13 protein-coding genes are annotated in these 18,793 nt (G+C 74.9%); 7 read left to right on the top strand and 6 right to left on the bottom strand.

The genetic code is table 11. The features are described from left to right. Window positions 1-45: 45 nt before the first annotated feature. Genes ACFP3R_RS18610 through ACFP3R_RS18635 form a run of 6 tightly spaced genes read left to right on the top strand, consistent with a single transcriptional unit; the run spans window position 46 to window position 8,501 of the window. Entirely contained in the window at window positions 46-1,596 is a 1,551-nt protein-coding gene (locus ACFP3R_RS18610; protein WP_380637492.1) for an NAD(P)-binding domain-containing protein, read from the top strand. Next, window positions 1,583-3,040, top strand: a complete 1,458-nt coding sequence (locus tag ACFP3R_RS18615) for a class I adenylate-forming enzyme family protein (RefSeq protein WP_380637493.1) — start codon at window positions 1,583-1,585, stop codon at window positions 3,038-3,040. The genes ACFP3R_RS18610 and ACFP3R_RS18615 overlap by 14 nt, the downstream gene beginning before the upstream one ends. Before the next feature lie 10 nt (window positions 3,041-3,050). Continuing rightward, entirely contained in the window at window positions 3,051-4,634 is a 1,584-nt protein-coding gene (locus tag ACFP3R_RS18620; RefSeq protein ID WP_380637494.1) for an NAD(P)-binding domain-containing protein, read from the top strand. Then, entirely contained in the window at window positions 4,631-5,830 is a 1,200-nt protein-coding gene (locus ACFP3R_RS18625; RefSeq protein WP_380637495.1) for an alpha-hydroxy acid oxidase, read from the top strand. The genes ACFP3R_RS18620 and ACFP3R_RS18625 overlap by 4 nt, the downstream gene beginning before the upstream one ends. After that, window positions 5,827-7,221 (top strand): cytochrome P450, encoded by a 1,395-nt coding sequence (locus ACFP3R_RS18630; RefSeq protein WP_380637496.1) that lies wholly within the window; start codon window positions 5,827-5,829, stop codon window positions 7,219-7,221. The genes ACFP3R_RS18625 and ACFP3R_RS18630 overlap by 4 nt, the downstream gene beginning before the upstream one ends. Then, on the top strand, window positions 7,218-8,501 hold the full coding sequence (locus ACFP3R_RS18635) for a cation:proton antiporter (protein WP_380637497.1): 1,284 nt from the start codon (window positions 7,218-7,220) through the stop codon (window positions 8,499-8,501). The genes ACFP3R_RS18630 and ACFP3R_RS18635 overlap by 4 nt, the downstream gene beginning before the upstream one ends. Before the next feature lie 199 nt (window positions 8,502-8,700). Here the strand turns inward: ACFP3R_RS18635 and ACFP3R_RS18640 are convergent, their stop codons facing one another. Next, window positions 8,701-9,069, bottom strand: a complete 369-nt coding sequence (locus tag ACFP3R_RS18640) for an STAS domain-containing protein (protein ID WP_380637498.1) — start codon at window positions 9,067-9,069, stop codon at window positions 8,701-8,703. 175 nt (window positions 9,070-9,244) lie between these two features. Between ACFP3R_RS18640 and ACFP3R_RS18645 the strand changes: the two genes are divergently transcribed. Then, window positions 9,245-9,529 carry a zinc-ribbon domain-containing protein gene (locus ACFP3R_RS18645; RefSeq protein ID WP_380637499.1) on the top strand — a complete coding sequence of 95 codons (285 nt, stop codon included), beginning with the start codon at window positions 9,245-9,247 and terminating at the stop codon, window positions 9,527-9,529. A 68-nt stretch (window positions 9,530-9,597) separates the two neighbouring features. On the opposite strand, the gene ACFP3R_RS18650 is transcribed toward ACFP3R_RS18645, so the two are convergent. From ACFP3R_RS18650 to ACFP3R_RS18670, 5 genes are all read right to left on the bottom strand, one after another. Then, window positions 9,598-11,181, bottom strand: a complete 1,584-nt coding sequence (locus ACFP3R_RS18650; protein ID WP_380637500.1) for an MFS transporter — start codon at window positions 11,179-11,181, stop codon at window positions 9,598-9,600. 69 nt (window positions 11,182-11,250) lie between these two features. After that, the gene (locus tag ACFP3R_RS18655) at window positions 11,251-12,768 is read right to left on the bottom strand and encodes an FAD-dependent oxidoreductase (RefSeq protein ID WP_380637501.1); all 1,518 of its coding nucleotides are present in this window, start codon (window positions 12,766-12,768) and stop codon (window positions 11,251-11,253) included. Window positions 12,769-12,772: 4 nt separating this feature from the next. Then, window positions 12,773-13,684, bottom strand: a complete 912-nt coding sequence (locus tag ACFP3R_RS18660) for an AurF N-oxygenase family protein (RefSeq protein ID WP_380637502.1) — start codon at window positions 13,682-13,684, stop codon at window positions 12,773-12,775. A 301-nt stretch (window positions 13,685-13,985) separates the two neighbouring features. After that, a complete protein-coding gene (locus ACFP3R_RS18665) occupies window positions 13,986-15,194 on the bottom strand; it encodes a cytochrome P450 family protein (protein WP_380637503.1) in 1,209 nt (402 codons plus the stop codon). Between the two features lie 240 nt (window positions 15,195-15,434). Beyond that, window positions 15,435-18,497: a discoidin domain-containing protein gene (locus tag ACFP3R_RS18670; protein ID WP_380637504.1), complete on the bottom strand. Its 3,063-nt coding sequence runs from the start codon at window positions 18,495-18,497 to the stop codon at window positions 15,435-15,437. Window positions 18,498-18,793 lie beyond the last annotated feature (296 nt).

Raw genomic sequence — 18,793 nt, forward strand, 5'->3', positions numbered from 1 at the left:
CCGATCTCAGAGGGTTCTGAGATCGCGTCCGTAGCTTCCTGGCCCATGGCGCACGACTACCTGATCATCGGGGCCGGGCCCGCGGGGCTCCAGCTCGCCGCCCTGCTGGAGCGCGACGGCCGCGACTACGCCGTCCTCGAACGCGGCGCCGGGCCGGGCACGTTCTTCACCCGCTACCCGAGGCACCGCACGCTGATCTCGATCAACAAGGTGCACTCCGGGTTCGCCGACCCGGAGCAGCGGATGCGCGTGGACTGGAACTCGCTGCTGTCCGACGACCCGGAGCTGCTGTTCACCCGCTACAGCCCCCGGTACTTCCCCCACGCCGACGACCTGGTCCGCTACCTGGGCGACTTCGCCGCGGCCACCGGGGTGCGGGCGCACTACGGCGTGGAGGTCACCCGGATCTCCCTCGACGCCGACGGGTTCGTCGTGGTCGACGGCGACGGGCGGACGTGGCGGTCGGCGCGGCTCGTCGTGGCGACCGGGGTCTCCCGGCTGCACGTGCCGCCGATCCCGGGCATCGAGCACGCCGAGCGCTACGACACCTTCGACACCGACCCGGCGTCGTTCGCCGATCAGCGGGTGCTCGTCCTCGGCAAGGGCAACTCGGGGTTCGAGACCGCCGACTCGCTGGTGGAGCACGCGGCGGTCATCCACGTGGCCGGCCCGAGCCCGGTGCGGCTGGCCTGGCAGACGCACTACGTCGGGCACCTGCGCGCGGTGAACAACAACTTCCTGGACACCTACCAGCTCAAGTCGGAGAACGCGGTCCTGGACGGCTCGGTCGAGCTGATCGAGCCCCGCCCCGGCGGCGGGTTCCGGGTGCTGTTCCGCTACGCCCGCGCGGCGCAGGCGCCGAAGGAGCTGGAGTACGACCGGGTCATCGCGTGCACCGGGTTCGGGTTCGACGCCTCGGTGTTCGACGACGGCTGCCGCCCGGCGCTGGTGATCGACGACCGGTTCCCCGAGCAGACGTCCGCGTTCGAGTCGACCACGGTGCCCGGTCTGTACTTCGCGGGCACGCTCACCCAGCAGCGCGACTTCAAGAAGTCCACCGGCGGCTTCATCCACGGCTTCCGCTACGGGGCCCGCGCCCTGCACCGCGTCCTCGCCGACCGGTACCACGGCGTCCCGTGGCCCTCGACCGCGCTGGACCCGTCACCGGAGGCGATCGGCGACGCGCTGGTGGCCAGGGTGAACCGGTCCTCCGCGCTGTGGCAGCAGTTCGCGGTCATGGGCGACGTGGTGACGGTCTCCGGCGGCACCGCGCGGTACCAGGAGGAGGTCCCGGTGGCCTACCTCGCCGACGGCGGGCTGGGCCCGGCCGAGCACCGGTTCGTGGTGACGCTGGAGTACGGACCGAACCACGACCAGGTGAACCCCTTCGACATCGCGGTCCCGCGCGTCGCGGAGAACGACGCGGAGAACGCCCACGAGGCGAGCTACCTGCACCCGGTGGTGCGCCACCACCGCGACGGTGTGCTCACCGCGACCCACCACCTGGCGGAGAACCTGGAGAACCGCTGGGACCTGCCCGAGGTGCACCGGCAGCCACTCGTGGCGTTCGTGAAGGAGTGCCTTGCCGACGCGTGACGCCGGGCCGTTCCCGGGCCGGGTGCTCGACGCGCTCGCCGCCGCCGCGGACCGGCCGGTGGTCGAGCACGGCGCCCGCGCGGTGACCGGCGCGGAGCTGCTGGACCTGGTCGGGCGGATCGCGGCCGGGCTGCGGGAGGCGGGGCTCGGCCCGGGGGACGGCGTCGCCCTCCTGCTGGGGGTCACGCCGGAGGCGTTCGCGGTCGTCCTGGCCGCCCACGCGGTGGGGGCCAGGGTGGTGGGCGTGCGGCCGGGGCTGCCGGACGCGCAGCTGCGCCACCTCCTCGGCCTCGACATCGCCGCAGTGGTCACCGACTCGGGCGAGCGCCACGCCCCGCGCACGCTCACCGTCGACGCGCTGTGCGCGACCCGCGCCGACGGCGGCCCGCCGCGCCCGGCCGGCCGGCCCGGGGACGTCGCCCGGCTGATCCACACCAGCGGCAGCACGGGGATGCCCAAGGCGTGCGCGCAGACCTACGCCGCGATGACGGCGGCGTGGGCCACGCGACCGGCCGAGTGGCCGCCCGTGATCCGCGAGCTGGCGCCCCGGCTCGAACGCCACCTGGTGTTCGGGACGCTGTCGAGCCAGGTGGTGTTCGAGTACGCGGTGCTGGCCGTCGTCGCCGGCGGCACCGTGGTCGTCGCCGATCGGCCCGAGCTGCCCGACGCGATTACCCGCCACCGCGCCTCGTCCAGCGTGATCACCGTGCCGCGCCTGGCGAAGCTCGTCGCCGCGCAGCGCCGCGATCCGGCCGACCTGTCCTCGCTGCGCGCGCTGGTGGTGTCCGGGTCGCCCCTGACCGCCGCCCGGCACCGCGAGGCGCTGGAGGTGCTCGGCCCGGTCGTGTTCCACGGCTACGGGCAGACCGAGACCGGGATGATCTCCATGGCCGGCCCCGCCGACCCGCCGGGTTCGGTGGGTGTCCCGCCCCCGGCGGTGGACGTGGAGGTCCGCGACGAGCGCGGCGCGCCGGTCCCGGTCGGGGTCGACGGGGAGCTGTTCGTCCGCACCCCGGCCCAGGCCGGTTCGTACTGGGCCGACCCGGAACGGTCGGCCGAGGTGTTCACCGGCGGCTGGGTGCGCACCCGCGACCTGGGCCGGTTCGACCCGGACGGCCGGCTCCACCTGACCGGGCGGACCCGGGACGTGGTGATCGTCAACGCGAACCTGCACCACGTCGGCCCGATCGAGCGGGTGCTCGCCGAGCACCCGGACGTCGCCGAGGCGTACGTGGTCGCGGTGCCGGACGAGGACACCGGCGAGGCGGTGCACGCGTTCGTGGTGCCGACCACCGGCCGGGAGCCCGACCCGGCGGCGCTGCGCGCGCTGGTGACCGACCGGCTGGGCGCGGCGTGCGCGCCGGCGCGCGTGACCGCGATCGCCGAACCACCGCTCGCCCCGAGCGGCAAGCCGGACAAGCGCCTGCTGTCCACCCAGACGTGAGGAGAAAGCAGTGTCCAGCGAGGTTTCGACGGAGTACCTGGTCATCGGGGCCGGCCCGGCGGGGTTGCAGGCGTCCTACCTGCTCTCCCGGGCCGGGCGGGACCACCTGGTGCTCGACGCCGGGGACGCGCCCGGCGCGTTCTTCACCCGCTTCCCCCGGCACCGCACCCTGATCTCCATCAACAAGGTGCACACCGGGTGGGACGACCCCGAGCTGAACCTGCGGACCGACTGGAACTCGCTGCTGTCCGACGAGCCGTCGCTGCTGTTCACCGGGTACACGCCGCGCTACTTCCCGAGCGCGGAGGACATGGTCCGCTACCTGGGCGACTTCGCCGCGAAGCACGACCTGCCGATCCGCTTCGGCACCAGGGTCGTGTCGGTGACCCGGCCGGACGACTTCGTGGCGCACGACCAGGACGGCAACACCTACCGGGCGCGGCGGGTCATCGTCGCCACCGGCGTGTCCAAGCCCCACGTGCCGCCGATCGAGGGGGTGGAGCACGCCGAGCGGTACGACGAGGTGTCGGTGGACCCCGCCGACTTCACCGGGCAGCGGGTGCTGATCATCGGTCGCGGCAACTCGGCGTTCGAGACCGCGGACAACCTCGTCGAGACCGCGGCGGTCATCCACGTGGCGGGCCCCGGCTCGCTGAAGCTGGCGTGGCAGACCCACTTCGTCGGCCACCTGCGCGCGGTCAACAACAACTTCCTCGACACCTACCAGCTCAAGTCGCAGAACGCGGTGCTGGACGGGCGGGTGCTGGCCGTCCGGCCCGACGGCGACGGGTTCCTGGTGCCGGTCAGCTTCGCGCGGGTCGACGAGCGGGTGAAGGAGATCCGCTACGACCGGGTGATCCTGGCGACCGGGTTCCGCTTCGACGCCTCGATCTTCGCGCCGGAGTGCCGGCCCCGGCTGACCATCAACGACCGCTTCCCGGACCAGACCCCGGCCTGGGAGTCGGTGAACGTGCCCGACCTGTTCTTCGCCGGCACCATCACGCAGGCCCGGGACTTCAAGAAGTCGACCAGCGGGTTCATCCACGGCTTCCGGTACGGGGTGCGGGCGCTGCACCGCGTCCTCGAACACCGCTACCACGGCGTGCCCTGGCCGACCCTCGACCTGGACCCCACCCCCGCGGCGGTGGTCGACGCCGTCGTGGCGCGGGTGAACCGCACCTCCGCGCTGTGGCAGATGTTCGCGTTCCTGGCCGACGCCGTGCTGGTCGGGCCGGACGGGACCACCCGCTACGCCGAGGAGGTGCCGGTGGACCACCTGCACGAGGCGGTCGGGCGGGGCGACTTCGGCGAGGTCGACTCCTACCTGGCGGTGACGCTGGAGTACGGCGCGGACCACGACCGGGTCAACCCGTTCGACATCACCGCGGGCCGCACCTCCCAGCAGGACACCAGCGGGCTCGACGGCCGCTACCTGCACCCGGTGGTGCGGCACTTCCGCGCCGGCGAGCTGCTCGGCGAGCACCACCTCACCGAGAACCTGGAGAACGAGTGGGACAGCGAGGAGGTGCACCGCGCGCCGCTGCTGGAGTTCCTGCGCGACCGGCTCGCGCCGACCGCCGCGGACGCGCCGTGAGCGGCGGCCCCGCGGTGAACGGCGGCCCCACCGCGGGCGGCGGCCTCTCCACGAACGGCGGCCTCTCCACGAACGGCGGCCCTGGCGTGAGCGGCGGACCCACCGTGCACGGCGATCTCGCCGAGCTGCGCGAGCGGGCCCGCGCCGTGCTCGACCCGGCGCACTACGACTACTACGCGGGCGGGGTCGGGGACGAGGTCGTGCTCGGCGAGAACGAGGCGGCCTTCCGGCGGCTGGCCCTGCTGCCCCGGGTGCTGCGCGGCCGGGCGACCCGTGACCTGGCCGTCGACCTGCCCGGCGGGCGCCTCGCCCTGCCGGTGCTGGTCGCGCCGACCGCCTTCCACCGGCTGGCCCACCCCGACGGCGAGCTGGCCACGGCGCGGGCGGCCGCGGCGGCGGGGACGGTGCTGGTGTCCGGGGTGGCCTCGACGGTGGCGATCGCCGAGGTGGTGGCGGCGGCCCGGGAGGTGGACGCGGGCGCGGCGGTGTGGTTCCAGCTCTACCCGCACCCCGAGCACGACGTGACGGCGTGCCTGGTGCGGCGGGCGGAGCGGGCCGGCTGCACGGCCCTGGTGGTGACCGCCGACTCGCCGGTGTTCGGCCGGCACCGCCGCGACGCCGAGCACGGCTTCCACGACCTGCCGGAGGGGCTCGCGGCGGAGAACATGCGGGACCTGCCGGGTGGTCCGCCCGGGGGCACGCGGGACATCGCGATGTCGCCGGCGGTGTCGTGGGCGGACCTGGACCGGCTGCGGGCGCTGACGTCGCTCCCGGTGTGGCTCAAGGGGGTGCTCCACCCCCGGGACGCGGTGCTCGCGGTCGAGCACGGTGCGGCCGGGGTCGTCGTGTCCAACCACGGGGGCCGCCAGTGCGACCTGGTGCCCGCGGCGGTCGACGCCCTGCCCGCGGTGGTCGAGGCGGTCGCGGGCCGGGTGCCGGTGCTGCTCGACGGCGGGGTCCGGGGCGGCGGTGACGTCGCCGTGGCGCTCGCGCTCGGCGCGGCCGCCGTCGGCGTGGGCAGACCGGTGCTGTGGGGCCTGGCCGCGGCCGGCGAGGCCGGGGTGGCGCGGGTGCTCGACCTGCTGCGCGACGAGTTCGACCACGTCCTGGCGCTGTGCGGCGGCCGGGACCCGGCCGACCTCACCCGGGACTTGGTGGTGCCCCGGGGGACGGGGGTGTCCGCGCGGTGTGGGTGACCGGGTTGCTCGCGGCCGCGGCGGTGCTGACCGCGCCGCGCTGGCTGCCGGCGCGGGTGGTCGCCCTGCGCCGCAGGGTGTTCGAGGGGGTCAACGGGGACCACGCGATCACGTTCCCGAACGCGGAGTTCGGGCCCGACCGGTTCCTGGAGGTCTACGGCCACCCCGCCGCGAACGGCCGCAGCCGGGGCGCCGGGCTCTCGGACCTGTTCTGGTACTGGCTCTCCCCCGGCCCGGAGGTGCACCAGGAGCACCTGGAGGAGGGCCCGCGCTACGACGACGCGGCCCGCACGACCCGCGCCCTGCTGGCCGGGCCCGCCGACGCGCTGTCGGCCGCGGCGGCCCGCTGCGCCGGGCGGGTGCTCGACGAGCGGGCCGGCGGGCGGGCCACCCTGGTGCGGCTGCGCGACCTGATGGCGCCGGTGTGGGCGGAGTACTTCTACGAGCTGGTGTTCGGCGAGCCGTGCCCCCGCGCGGCGCGGGACCTGATCGTCGGGCACGCCGACGACGTGGCGAGCGCGCTGAAGTGCACCGGCCTGCGCCACCCCGCCCGGCGGGCCCGGCTGACCCGCTACCTCGCCCGGCGCGTCGCGGCCGGCGACGTGCGGCGACCGCTGCCCGCGAGCCTGTCCCCCGCCGAGCGGGTGCACTACCTCCAGGGCACCCTCTTCACCACCGGCGTGGTGCAGATGTCCGAGGCGATGGCCCACCTGCTGCTCGTGCTGGCCCAGCACCCGGAGGTGGCGGCCCGGCTCGCGGCCGACCCCGACGACGACCGCTACTTCGCGCACGTGCTCGACGAGACCTTCCGGCTCTACCCGCTGTTCGGCATCGCGCACCGCGTCACCACCGGGGACATCGCGCTCGACGAGCGCACCACCCTGCCCGCCGGGTCGGTGCTGTGCTTCAGCTACCCCGACTACCACGCCTCCGGTCACGACCGGCCGGAGGTGTTCGACCCCGACCGCTGGGACCGCGTCCCGGCCCGCGCCGCGCACCACATCCCGTTCGGGGTCGCCGCCAACCGGCCGTGCCCGGCGTGGCGGCTCTCGCCGCTGGCGCTGCGGGCCGCGACCGGGGAGGTGCTGCGGCGCGTCACGCTCCACTCCACCGCCGGCCACACCCGGTCGCTGCCGAACCGGGGCCCGTGCCTGCTCGTCCGGGTGGGCGAGCCGCTGCCGCCTCGCCGCCTCGCCGTGCTCGGCGCGCTCCTGCGCCTGCGGGACCGGTGGGAGGACGTGTGGCGCAGCGTGGTCCAGCTCGTGCTCGGCACGGTCATGGTCCTGCACGCCCGCAGGCTGCGCCTGGCCGAGCGCTACTTCGACACCCGCGACGACCGGGGGTGCCCGGTGCCGCACCGACCGCCTCACACCCAGGAGACCCCCGAGTGAACCAGATCGAGTTCGCGTTGCGCGTGTTCGCCGCGCTGGCGGCGGTGCTGGCCGCGACGACCCTGTGCGGTCGCCTGGCCATGGCGGTCCGGCAGCCCAGGGTGGTCGGCGAGATGGTCGCCGGCGTCCTGCTCGGCCCCGCCCTGTTCGGCGCGGTCGCGCCCGGCGTGCAGGCCCAGCTCTTCCCCGCGGACGTGCGGGACGTCCTGTACGTGCTGAGCACCATCGGGCTGACGTTCTACATGTTCCTGGTCGGGTCCTCGCTCGACCACGGCCTGACCGCCGGCCGGAACATGCGGCGGGCCGCCGTGCTCGCGGTGTCCGGCATCGTGCCGACCTTCGCGCTGGGCGCGGGCGCGGCGGCGCTGTTCTTCGGCTCGCTGAGCCCCGCCGGGACGAGCCTGTGGGTGTTCATGCTCTTCGTCGGCGGCGCGCTGTCGATCACGGCGTTCCCGATGCTGGCCCGAATCCTCCAGGAGCGCGGGATCGCCAACACCCCCATCGGCGGCCTGACCCTGGTCGCGGCCGCGATCGACGACGCGGCGGCGTGGGTCATCCTGGCCGTGATCATCGCCGTCGGTGCGGCGGGCAGCCCGCTCGACGCGCTGGACACCGTGGCGGGCGCGGCGGTGTTCGCGCTGCTGATGCTCACTGTGGGGCGCGCCCTGCTGGGGCGGTTGGGGCAGCGGGTGGAGCGGGCGGGCGGGATGAGCCGCGACGTGATGGCACTGGTGCTGTTCGTGGTGCTGCTGGCGGGCTGGTTCACCGACTACATCGGCGTGTTCTCGGTGTTCGGCGGGTTCATCACCGGGCTGGCCATGCCGCAGTCGGCGGTGGTGCGGCGGGAGCTGGAGACCCGGCTCACCGACCTCAACTCGATCCTGCTGCTGCCGGTGTTCTTCGCGTTCAGCGGCCTGAACACGCAGGTGTCCGGCTTCGGCGCGGGCGGCGGGCTGTGGTTGCCGCTCGCGGTGGTCATGGCGGCCGCGTTCGCCGGCAAGTACCTGGGCTGCGCCGCGGTGGTGCGCGTCCAGGGCTTCTCCTGGCGCTACGCCTCGGCGGTCGGCGGGTTGATGAACGCGCGCGGGCTGATGATCCTGATCTTCATCAACATCGGCCTCGCGCACGGGATGGTGACGCCGGAGCTGTTCGCGATCCTCGTCGCGGTGGCGATCGTCACCACCGCCGCCGCGATGCCGATCTACCGGGCGTCCCTGCCCGACGGCATGGACCGGGAGGAGGTCGCGCCGTCGCCCGTGCCCCTGCCGAACCGGCGGTAGCCGGGCGCGAGGAGTGCCGGGGGCGCGGTGGCGACGGCCGCCGGCGACGCCACCGGGGTCGTCGAAGGCGCGGCGGCGGTGTTCCCGGGCGCCGAGCGGACCCGCGCCGAACCGGGGCCGCCGGTGGCGGTGCCGGACGGGTGACCCCGGCTTCCGGTGGGCAGGTGGCGGGGCGGGGCGGCGGTCCGGTGGCGGCGGCTCAGGAGGGGGCGCCCAGGGCCGCCGCCAGGTCCGGGTACAGGTCGAGCACCTGGTCCAGCCGGGCGGCGCGCAGCGCGCGCAGGGGGCTGCGCGCCGGGGCCACCACGCGCAGCGGGGTCCCCCGGACCTCCCCGAGCCGCTGGTGCTCCACCAGCAGCGCCATGCCGATCGAGGCGAAGAAGCCCACGCCGGTCAGGTCGATCACCACGGGTCCGGACCCCGCCTCGCGGAAGGCGGCGGTCAGCTCGTCGCGGACCAGGGTGACGGACGTGCCGTCCACCTCGCCGCGCACCTCCACCACGACCGCGCCGTCCCGGTGCTCGCGCCGGACCCGCAGCTGCTCGTCCCGGTGTTCTCCATCGGTCACCACATCGCCTCCCTCACGAACCGCGCCGGGGTGGCCGGACGGGTCCGGACGACCCGCCTCACGCATGGTCTTCCCCGCGCCGGCCGATCCCATGCGCGCGGCGCCGGACCGCGGCACGCCCGGCCCTGTGCGACCCTGGGGGTCGGACGAGTTGACGAGGAGTGCGACGAACGTGGTGATCTTCGGTTTTCGGACCAAGGTCTTCGTCCTGGCGATGATGACCCTGTTGTGCCCCCGGTGCGGCAACCCGGCGGCACACCCCCTGCACAGGTCGGTCACGAAGTTCACGCTGTTCTTCATCCCGCTGTTCCCGGTCAAGAGCCGGTACACCACGCAGTGCACCTTCTGCGGCTTCACCAACCAGCTGTCCAAGGACCAGGCCGGGCAGCTCCGGCAGGGGGGCGGCCAGTCCCTGCCGCCCCGGGGGTACGGCGCGAACCAGTACCCGCCCCGGATGTGACGTCCGACACCGCCCCTGCCCCGCGTTGGTCCACTGTGGACTGAAAGGGGTCGGGGGTCGGGTCGGCATCAGGGGCGGGGTGGCCGGGCCCACAGCAGGTGGCGGACCACCGGTTCCCCCTCGGCGAGGGCGCGGGCGGCGCGCTCCACCTCCACGTCCACCCCGGTGCCGCGCTCCAGGTGCTGGCGCAGGTGCTCCTGCCAGGTGGCGACGGTGAAGGTCTCCAGGAACAGCCCGGGGTCCTCGGAATCGCGGAACAGGCCCCACAGGGTCGCGCCGGTCCGCCGGCGGGACCGCTCGACCTTCCGCATCGCCTCCGCGAACTCGGCCGCCCGCTCCCCCGCCACGCGCCACCGCACGGTCACCAGCACCGGCCCGGCGTCGGCGTCCGCGTCCGCCACCTCGGGCGGCGCGTCCCACAGGCTCGCGGGCGAGGTGTCCAGGACGCGGTCGGTCAGCGGCAGCCGGCGCGCCGCGACCAGCGCGACGAGCACCATCGCGACGGCCGGGGCGAGCAGCGCGGCGCGCACGTCCAGGGCCGAGGCGAGCGCGCCCCACACCACCGCGCCGAACGCCTGCCCGCCCATGAGCATCAGCTGGTAGTAGGCCAGGGCGCGGGCCCGCGTCCACGCCGGGAGCAGCACCTGGGCGGTGGCGTTGAGCGTGGACAGCACCGCGATCCACGCCGCGCCGACGACGAACATCGCCGGCACCGCCACCGCGACCACCCCGGTGAGCCCGGCCAGGGCGGTGGCCGCCGCGTACGCGCACGTCGCCAGGGTGACCAGCGGGTTCTTCCCGATCCGCCGCAGCAGGCGGGGCACCGCGAACGCCCCGCCGATCGCCCCGAGCCCGACGCAGCCCAGCAGCACCCCGTAGCCGCCCGCGTCGAGCCCCAGCGGGCCGCGGGCGAGCGCGGGCAGCAGCGCCCACAGACCGCTGCCGAACACCACGAACAGCACGCACCGGGCCAGCACCCGGGCGAACAGCGGCGAGCTGCGGACGTACCGGGCGCCGGTCCGCACGGCGGTGGTCACGTGCTCGGCGCCCAGCGGGCGGTGGTCGGACGGCCGCCGCCACCGCCACAGCACCAGCAGCACGCCCAGGAACGACACGGCGTTGAACGCGAACGTCGCCTCGGGGCCGACCGCCGCGATCAGCACGCCGCCCAGGGCGGGCCCGATCGCGCGGCCGACGTTCATGTTCACGCCGTTGAGCAGCGCCGCCTGCGGGATCTCCTCGCGCGGCACCAGCTCGGGCTGGACGGCCTGGAAGGACGGCATGGTCAGCGCCTGGCCCACGCCCATCAGGGCGATCATCGCCAGCAGCGTCGCCGGGGTGGCCGCGCCGCTGCCGGCCAGCACCACCAGGGCCGCCGCGCCGACCAGCATCAGGCCCTGGCCGGCGATCAGCACCCGGCGCCGGTCCAGGATGTCCCCGATCGCCCCCGACGGCACCACCAGCAGGAACACCGGCAGGGTGGTGGCCGCCTGCACGAGCGCGACCTGGAGTTCGCTGCCGCCGAGGTCGCCCATGAACCACTGCGCGCCGACGGTCTGGGCCCAGGTGCCGATGTTGGACGCGAACTGGGCCAGCCACAGCGCGCGGTAGGTGGCGCGGCGCAGCGGCGACCACGCGGACGGGGCCGTCACCAGCCCGTTCCCGCTCGCCTCACCCGCGTCACCACCAGCAGGTACCTCCGCGCCGTGCCGCCAAACGCCTCAGGGCCGCCCGCGCAGGCGACCGACCAGCCCGGCCAGGAGCGGGCCCCGGCGGCGCGTGGGCAGCCGGCCGGCGACGGCGTCCGCGATGAGCGAGCCGACGGTCTCCCGCGAGCACGCCCTGTTCGCGCCGATGCCGCCGCTGGGCCCGCGCTTGGCCCAACCGACGACGTAGGTCCCGGCCAGGCCCTCGACCCGGCCCGCGCGGTGCGGGACGGTGCCGGTGACCTCGTCGAACGGCAGGCCGGGCAGCGGGGTGCCCCGGTAGCCGACGGCCCGGACGACCCGGCCCGCGGGGATCTCCACCTCGCCGTCGGGACCGGTGACGCGCAGGCCGCGCACCCCGGTGTCCCCGACGACCGCCACGGGCGCGGAGTGGAAGCGGAGCACGATGCGCCGCCGGTCCGCCGGGGGCGGCGCGGACCAGTCCACGACCTCCCGGGCGACGCCCTGGAGCAGGCCCGCCTTGTCCGCCGGCGCGGCGGCCGCGATCGTCCGGGCGGTGCGCTCGTCGTGCGCGTCGACCACCACCTCGACACCGGCTCGCTCCAGCAGGGCGATCAGCTCGGGCCGGGTGCAGGCGGCGGCGTCCGGGCCGCGGCGCCCGAGGAGCACGACCTCGCGGACCCCGCTCGACCGGAGCCGGGCCAGGGCGTGCGGGGCGGTGGAGGTGCCCTTCAGGTCGGCCGGGTCCGCGGTCAGCACGCGCGCGACGTCCAGCGCCACGTTGCCGGTGCCGACCACGACGACGCGCCCGGTGGACAGGTCGACCGCGTCCGCGGGCACGTCCGGGTGGCCGTTGTACCAGGCCACGACGGTCGTCGCGGCGAGGCTGCCGGGCAGCTCCTCGCCGGGGACGCCCAGCGGGCGGGCCGCGGACGCGCCGACGGCGTAGACCACCGCGTCGTGCCGCGCGGCCAGCTCCTCGGCGGTGACGTCGCGGCCCACCTCGACGCCCAGCCGCAGGCGCAGCCGGGGGTGGGTGTGGAAGCGCGCGAACACCTCGCCGATCCTCTTGGTGGACGGGTGGTCGGGCGCCACGCCGTAGCGGACCAGGCCGCCCGCGACGGGCAGCCGGTCGATCAGGGTGACCCGGGCGTTGGTGTGCAGCAGCAGGTCCTCGACGGCGTACATGCCGGCGGGGCCGGTGCCCACGACCGCGACGTCCAGCGGCGCGAAGTCGGCCGGGACGGTGCGGCGGAACACCGGCGGGCCCCAGGCGTGGAAGTTCGGCGCGGGGTCGGCCGCCTCCTCGATCGGGTCCCGGTGCGCGTAGTGGTCCGCGTTGATCTTCGCGTAGGTCTTCAGCGGCCCGGTCAGGGCGTCGACCGGGAAGACCGCGTCCACCGGGCACGCGTCCGCGCACGCGCCGCAGTCGATGCACGTGCGCGGGTCCACGTAGAGCATCTCCGCGGTGCCGAAGTCGGGCTCGTCCGGCGTCGGGTGGATGCAGTTGACCGGGCAGACCGCGACGCAGGACGCGTCGCCGCAACAGGTCTGGGTGATCGCGAAGGCCATGGTGTCAGATGAGGTTCGCGCGCCGGTAGAACCAGGTCGAGGCCCTGGTCAGCAGGCCGGCCGAGGACAGGAACTCCATCAGGCCGGCGCAGCTGGAGCGCAGCATCGACCGGTGGTGCTCGTTGGCGCGGGCCTCGCGGACGGCGCGCTCCCGGTCCAACCCGGCGGTGGCGTAGACCTGGTCGCTGACCATGCTGCGGACGATGGCGTAGGACGCGCCCGCCACGACGATCGCGTTGACCTGCCGGCGCAGCCACCCCGCGCCGCGGAGCCGCTCCCGGGTCTCCTCCCGGGCGAACTTCATGTGCCGGGACTCCTCGACCACGTGGATGTTGTTGATGGTGCGCACGAAGGGCACCACCCGCTCGTCGCGCATCCAGTCGCGCTGCATGACGTCGAGCACCTCCTCGGCGACCAGGATCGCCGCGTAGGCCGCCTCGCCGGAGGCGAGGGTCTTGAACGCGCGCCCCAGCTCGACCACCACGCGACGCGGCCGGTACGCGGGGGCGCGCAGCTTCGCGGCGCCGCGGGCGAACATGATCGAGTGCCGGCACTCGTCGGCGATCTCGGTCAGCGCCCACTGGAACGCCGGGTCGGTCGGGTCCTTCGCGTAGAAGTCCCGCAGCACCATCTGCTGGAGGATCATCTCGAACCAGATCCCGGTGCTCGCCACCGACGCCGCCTCCTGGCGGGTCAGCTCGCGCTGCTGCTCCGGGGTCATCTCGTCCCAGTAGGACGTCCCGTAGAGGGTGCTCCACTCCGGGCTGGCGCCGTGGAAGTCGGTGTCGAGCGGGGTCTCCCAGTCGACCTCGTGGACGGGGTCGTAGGAGAGGGCCTCGGACGAGTCCAGCAACCGGCGCGCGACGGCCTGGCGGTCGGACGCGCCCGCGTGGTCCTGGGTGTCGACGCTGGTCATGTGGGGGCTCCCTGATGACAAAGTAGCTGTTACCCGGAGTTACTGATACCAACAGTAACAGACAGATACCCGCTTTCGCGAGCACCAAAACCGGGTGGCCGCGCGGGGCGCGCGTCGAGGAGGCGGGCCCTCCCCCGCCGGGGTCGGCCGCGGTCGGCGTGGGCGGGAGCTGCTGGTGAACGCGTGCTCCGCGGCGTGCGTGGCGGCGCTGCCGGAACCGCGCCCGGCTCCGTGTCGACGCCGCACGGCGGCGGCCCGAACGTCGTCCGGCCGCCCGCCGGGTAGCGCGGCGCGTCGGCCGTCAGGGGCGGGCGGGGTCGAGGACCACCGGGAGGGCCCGCCAGCCGGTGACCGTCAGCGAGCGCCGCGGCTGGAGGTCGTCGGCGGGGACGGTCCCGGTGTAGCGGGGGAAGCGGGCCAGCAGGTGCCGCAGGGCGATCTCGCCCTCCAACCGGGCCAGGGGCGCGCCGATGCAGAAGTGGAGGCCGTGGCCGAAGGCGAGGTGGCCGGTCGGGCGGTCGGCGTCGAAGGTGTCGGGATCGGCGAAGCGGGCCGGGTCGCGGTTGGCCGCCGGGAGGCTGACCAGGACCACCTCCCCCTCGGGGATGGTGGTGCCGCCCACCCGCACCGGGGCCTTGGTGAACCTCGCCGTGGTCAGGGAGACCGGGCTGGTGAGGCGGAGCAGTTCGTCGACCGCGCGGGGGATCAGGTCCGGATCCTCGACCAGGCGGGCCCGGGTGCGCTCGTCGCGCAGCAACCACTCGGCGGCGGAGCCGATCAGGCCCGCGGTGGTCTCGTGGCCCGCCACCACCAGCAGCAGGCAGGTGCCGAGGAGTTCGGCCTCGGTGAGCCGGTCGCCGTCGTCGCTCGCGCGGGTCAGCGCCGACAGCAGGTCGTCGCCGGGGTCGGCGCGCTTCGCCGCGATCAACTCGGTCAGGTAGGAGGTGATCTCCCCGGACGCGGTGAGCGCGGCGGCGGCCCCCGCCTCGCCCATCAGGTGCTGCGACCACGTCCGCATCGGCGCGCGACCGCTCTCCGGGACGCCCAGCAGCTCGCAGATCACCGTCATGGGCAGCGGGAACGCGAAGTGCTCGACCAGGTCGACCTCGACGTCCGAGGGCATCGCGTCGAGCAGGTCGGCGGTGAGCCGCTCGACCCTCGGGCGCAGCTGCTCGACGCGGCGCCCGGTGAAGTCCTTGGCGAGCAGCTTGCGCAGCCGGGTGTGGTCGGGCGGGTCCATCACCAGCATGTTGCCCCGGTACAGCGCCGAGAGCCGCGGATCTCCCCCGGCCGCCTCCAGCTTCGCGGACATGATCTCCCCGAGGCGGCGGTGGTCCTTGGCCACGCGCTCGTCGGCCAGCACCGCCTTGGCGGCCTCGTGGTCGACGACCACCCACACCGGGAGCCTGGTCGGCAGCACGGCCCGGTGCACGGGCCCGTCCTCCCGCAACGCCCGCAGCGCCGGGTGCGGGTCGCGGAGGTAGGCGGGGCTGAAGAGGGCGTCGGTCATGTCGCGATCATGCCCGCCCGGGGGCCCGGTCCGGCAGGGCCCGGTCCGGCAGGGCCCGGTCCGGCAGGGCCCGCCCGGGGGCCCGGTCCGGCAGGGCCCGCCCGTCACCGGTCCCCGGACGTCGGGGACCGGTGACGGGCCGCCGCACGTCGGCAACCGGCGGCGGCTCCAGGGCATCGGCGGCGGCCCCGGGCGCCGGGAACCGGTGGCGGCCCCGCCGAACGGGACCGCCACCGATCGTCACCAGCCGGTCAGCCCGGCCCCGTACGGGTAGAGCGGGTTGCCGTAGTTGGTCGGCAGGGGTTGGCCCGCGTCGATCCTGGCCCTGATCTCGGCGCGCTGGGCCGCCGTGGCACCGAGGTCGTAGGGCAGGTCCCACGCCTCGGTGGCGTCCGCCGGCACGTCCGTGCCGCCCGGCCGCAGCACGTCCGACAGCGCCCTGGGCAGCTGCCACGGCAGCTTCCCGCTCGGCGCGTAGTCGCCGAACAGCAGCGAGGCCAGCGCCGGGCCCATCTCCTCGCCGCCCCGGTAGGTGACCACGATCGCGTCCGCCAGCTCGTGCCACTCGGTGATGACGTACGGCCGGGGCAGCACCAGCGCGACCACCACCGGGATGCCCCGGCTCTTGAAGTCCCGGATCAGCGCCAACTGGTCCGGCGGCAGGTACGGCTGCTCCTTCACCCAGCTCGTCGCGTGCGTGTACGAGGTCTCCCCGACCGCGACCACGGCCAGCTTCGGCGACGGCCCGGTGTCCTTGTGCACGTTCACCCCGGCCTGCGCGCCCCGGTCGCGGATCGCCTGGTACATCGTCCGCGAGCCGTACTCCTGGTGGAAGTAGCTGGTCCAGATGCAGCACGCGGCCGTGTCGTCCGCGCGCGGGCCCGCCACCACGACGTTGTCGCCCGGGTTGAGCCGCAGCGGCAGCACGCCGTTGTTGCGCAGCACCGTCATGGCCTCCCGCGACGCCTGGTTGGCCAGCGCCGCGTACTCCGGCTTGTGGAACCGGTACGGCCCGTTGACCGGGTCGCCGTAGGGGTTCTCGAAGACGCCGAGCTTGAACTTGATCCGCAGCACGCGCCGCACCGCGTCGTCGATGCGCGCCGCCGGCACGGCCGCGGTGAACTGCGCCATGCTGAAGCCCGGCGCGCCCGGATCGGCCCCGCCCATGACGTCCGACCCCGCGTTGGCCGCCCCGATCCAGCTGCCCGACGGCAGCCAGTCGGTGGTGATCAGGCCGGTGTACCCGAGGTTCTGCCGCAGGTAGGCCAGGATCTTGGCGCTGTCGCCCGCGCCGGGGCCGCCCGGGTCGAGCAGGGTGCTGCCCGCGTAGCCCGGCATGATGTTCACCGCGCCGGCCTCCATCGCGGCCCGGAACGGCGCGGTGTGGTACTTGACCGTCACCTCGTCGAACACGATGACCGCCTCACCGCCCGCGCCCTCGCCCGGCCAGTGCTTCACGGTGGCCAGCACGGACGCCGGGTTCAGCTCCGGTCCGCCCTGCAACCCCGTCACCAGCGCCCGGACCTGGGCCGAGGCGACGTCGGCGCTCTCGCCGTTGCCCTCCTGGATGCGCGGGTACAGCACCTTCGTGCCGACCTCGGCCAGCGGACCGAGGACGCCGCGCGTGCCGACCTCCAGCTGCTCGCGCCGCTGCACGTCACCCAGCTTGTGCGCCAGCGGGTAGTTCTTCGCCGCGGCCAGCGCGCTCTGCAACGGGTAGGTCGTCTTGTACCCGGCGATGGTGTCGCCCGCCGACACGAACGGGATGCCCAGGCGGGTGCCGGACGAGGCCAGCAGGGCGGTGTGCAGGTCCCGCGCCTCGGCGGGCCCGAAGTGCCAGCCCGACCGGGGGAACGCCTGCGCGTTGTAGAACAGCTGGTACGCCTTCTCCTCGATGGTCATGCGGCCCACCAGGTCGTTGACCCGCGTCTCCACGGGCTGCCGCCAGTCCTCGTACGGCTCGACCGCGCCGTTGCGGTTGAGGTCCCGGCTGCCGTTCACCACCCGAATCCCGTCGTCCACAGTGGACAGCGTCGGTCGGTAGAGGCTGAACGTCCGGATGGTGGACGCGCTGGTCGCGCCCGCGCCGTCCACCGCGACGACGAACCAGCGGTAGGTCCACCGGTCGGCGACGTCCCAGGTCGGCGTGTAGGTGGTGGCGGTGGTCTCGGCGACCTTCGTGTAGAGGTCGAGCAGGTTGCCGGACGCGGCGAAGTCGTAGTCGCCGCGGCTGAGGTTGAGCCAGACCTGGTAGCGGACCGCGCCGGGCGAGGAGGCCCACGAGAACGCCGGGCGTCGGGTGCCGGTGACCATCGCCTGGTCGGCCGGCGCGGTGAGGGCGAAGCGGCCGGTGTTCGCCGGGGCCCTGGTCGGCCGCGACAGCAGCGGCGGGGTGGTGGCCGAGGAGTCCACCGTGCCGAACACCTGGAGCTCCCACAGCGACACGCCGTAGCCGGTGGCCCGGGTGGTGGCGAACAGCCGCAGGTAGCGGCCGGAGCCGGAGACGGTGAGCCGCTCCACGCCGCCCGCGCCGGTGGTGGTCGCGTAGACCTGCGTCCACGTGGTCGCGTCGTTCGACAGCTCGACCCGGTAGCCGCGGGCGTAGGCGCCCTCCCAGGTCAGCACGACCTGGTTGACCACCGCGACGCCGCCGAAGTCGACCCGGATCCACTGGTCGTCGGCGAACTGGCTGGACCAGCGGGAGTTCGTGCGGCCGTCGAGGGCGGCGGCGGGCGCGTTGCCGCCCTCCCAACTGGAGGCGGCGACCTGCTTGTACTGGGAGATCGGCGTGCTCGCGGGCGGCGGTCCGCCGGGGGTGCCGTAGACCTGGAACTCCCAGAGCGAGTAGCCGTAGCCGGTGGCGCGGGCCGTGCCGAGCAGCCGCACGTACCGGCCGGTGCCGGTGACCGCGAGGTGCTGCGTGCCGCCCGTGCCGCCGGTGGTGGTGTGGACCGTGGTCCACGCGGCGCCGTCGGCGGAGGTCTGGACCTGGAATGCGGTCGCGTAGGCGCCTTCCCACACCAGGGAGACGCGGTCGACGGTCGCGGTGGCGCCCAGGTCGACCTGGAGCCACTGGGGGTCGCCGAAGGCGCTGGACCAGCGGGTGGTGGTGCTGCCGTCGGTGGCGGCGGAGGCGGGCGTGCCCGCGTTCTCGGTGGAGGAGGCCGTGGTGGGCCTGCCCTGGGAGAGCAGGGCGCTCTGGGCGGTGGCGCGGGTGGCGGCGAACTGGCCGGCGACCAGCGCCGCGACCACGGCGAGCAGGGGCAGGACCCGGCGGCGGTGCCGGGTGAGCGCAGCGGGCATGGCGACTCCAGGCAGGGGAGTGCGCACCGCGGCGGGGGCCGCGGTGGGAGGTGGGCGAGATGCGGGAGAGCGCTCTCCCACGAGAGAACTTCACCCGGCGGGCGGCGTCAAGGGGTTCGGGGACCGGTTCTCGGCCCGGGGTGGCCGCTGTTCCGGCCGGGGCCGGCTGTGGGGTGGGTGTTCGGGTGGCACGGTCGGTGGTGGGACGGGGAGGCGGGCGGTGGGGGACGGGCGCGGGCGGTGGGGGACGGGCGCGGTCGGCTGTGGGACGGGGACACGGGCAGGGCTGGGACGCG

The sequence above is a fragment of the Saccharothrix lopnurensis genome, assembly GCF_042658445.1.
Classification (GTDB): Bacteria; Actinomycetota; Actinomycetes; order Mycobacteriales; family Pseudonocardiaceae; genus Actinosynnema; species Actinosynnema lopnurensis.

What these genes read in the sequence shown, in the direction of transcription:
- ACFP3R_RS18670 (WP_380637504.1), bottom strand. Translation starts at nt 18,497, where the DNA reads ATGCCCGCTGCGCTCACCCGGCACCGCCGCCGGGTCCTGCCCCTGCTC.
- ACFP3R_RS18660 (WP_380637502.1), bottom strand. Translation starts at nt 13,684, where the DNA reads ATGACCAGCGTCGACACCCAGGACCACGCGGGCGCGTCCGACCGCCAG.
- ACFP3R_RS18610 (WP_380637492.1), top strand. Translation starts at nt 46, where the DNA reads ATGGCGCACGACTACCTGATCATCGGGGCCGGGCCCGCGGGGCTCCAG.
- ACFP3R_RS18655 (WP_380637501.1), bottom strand. Translation starts at nt 12,768, where the DNA reads ATGGCCTTCGCGATCACCCAGACCTGTTGCGGCGACGCGTCCTGCGTC.
- ACFP3R_RS18665 (WP_380637503.1), bottom strand. Translation starts at nt 15,194, where the DNA reads ATGACCGACGCCCTCTTCAGCCCCGCCTACCTCCGCGACCCGCACCCG.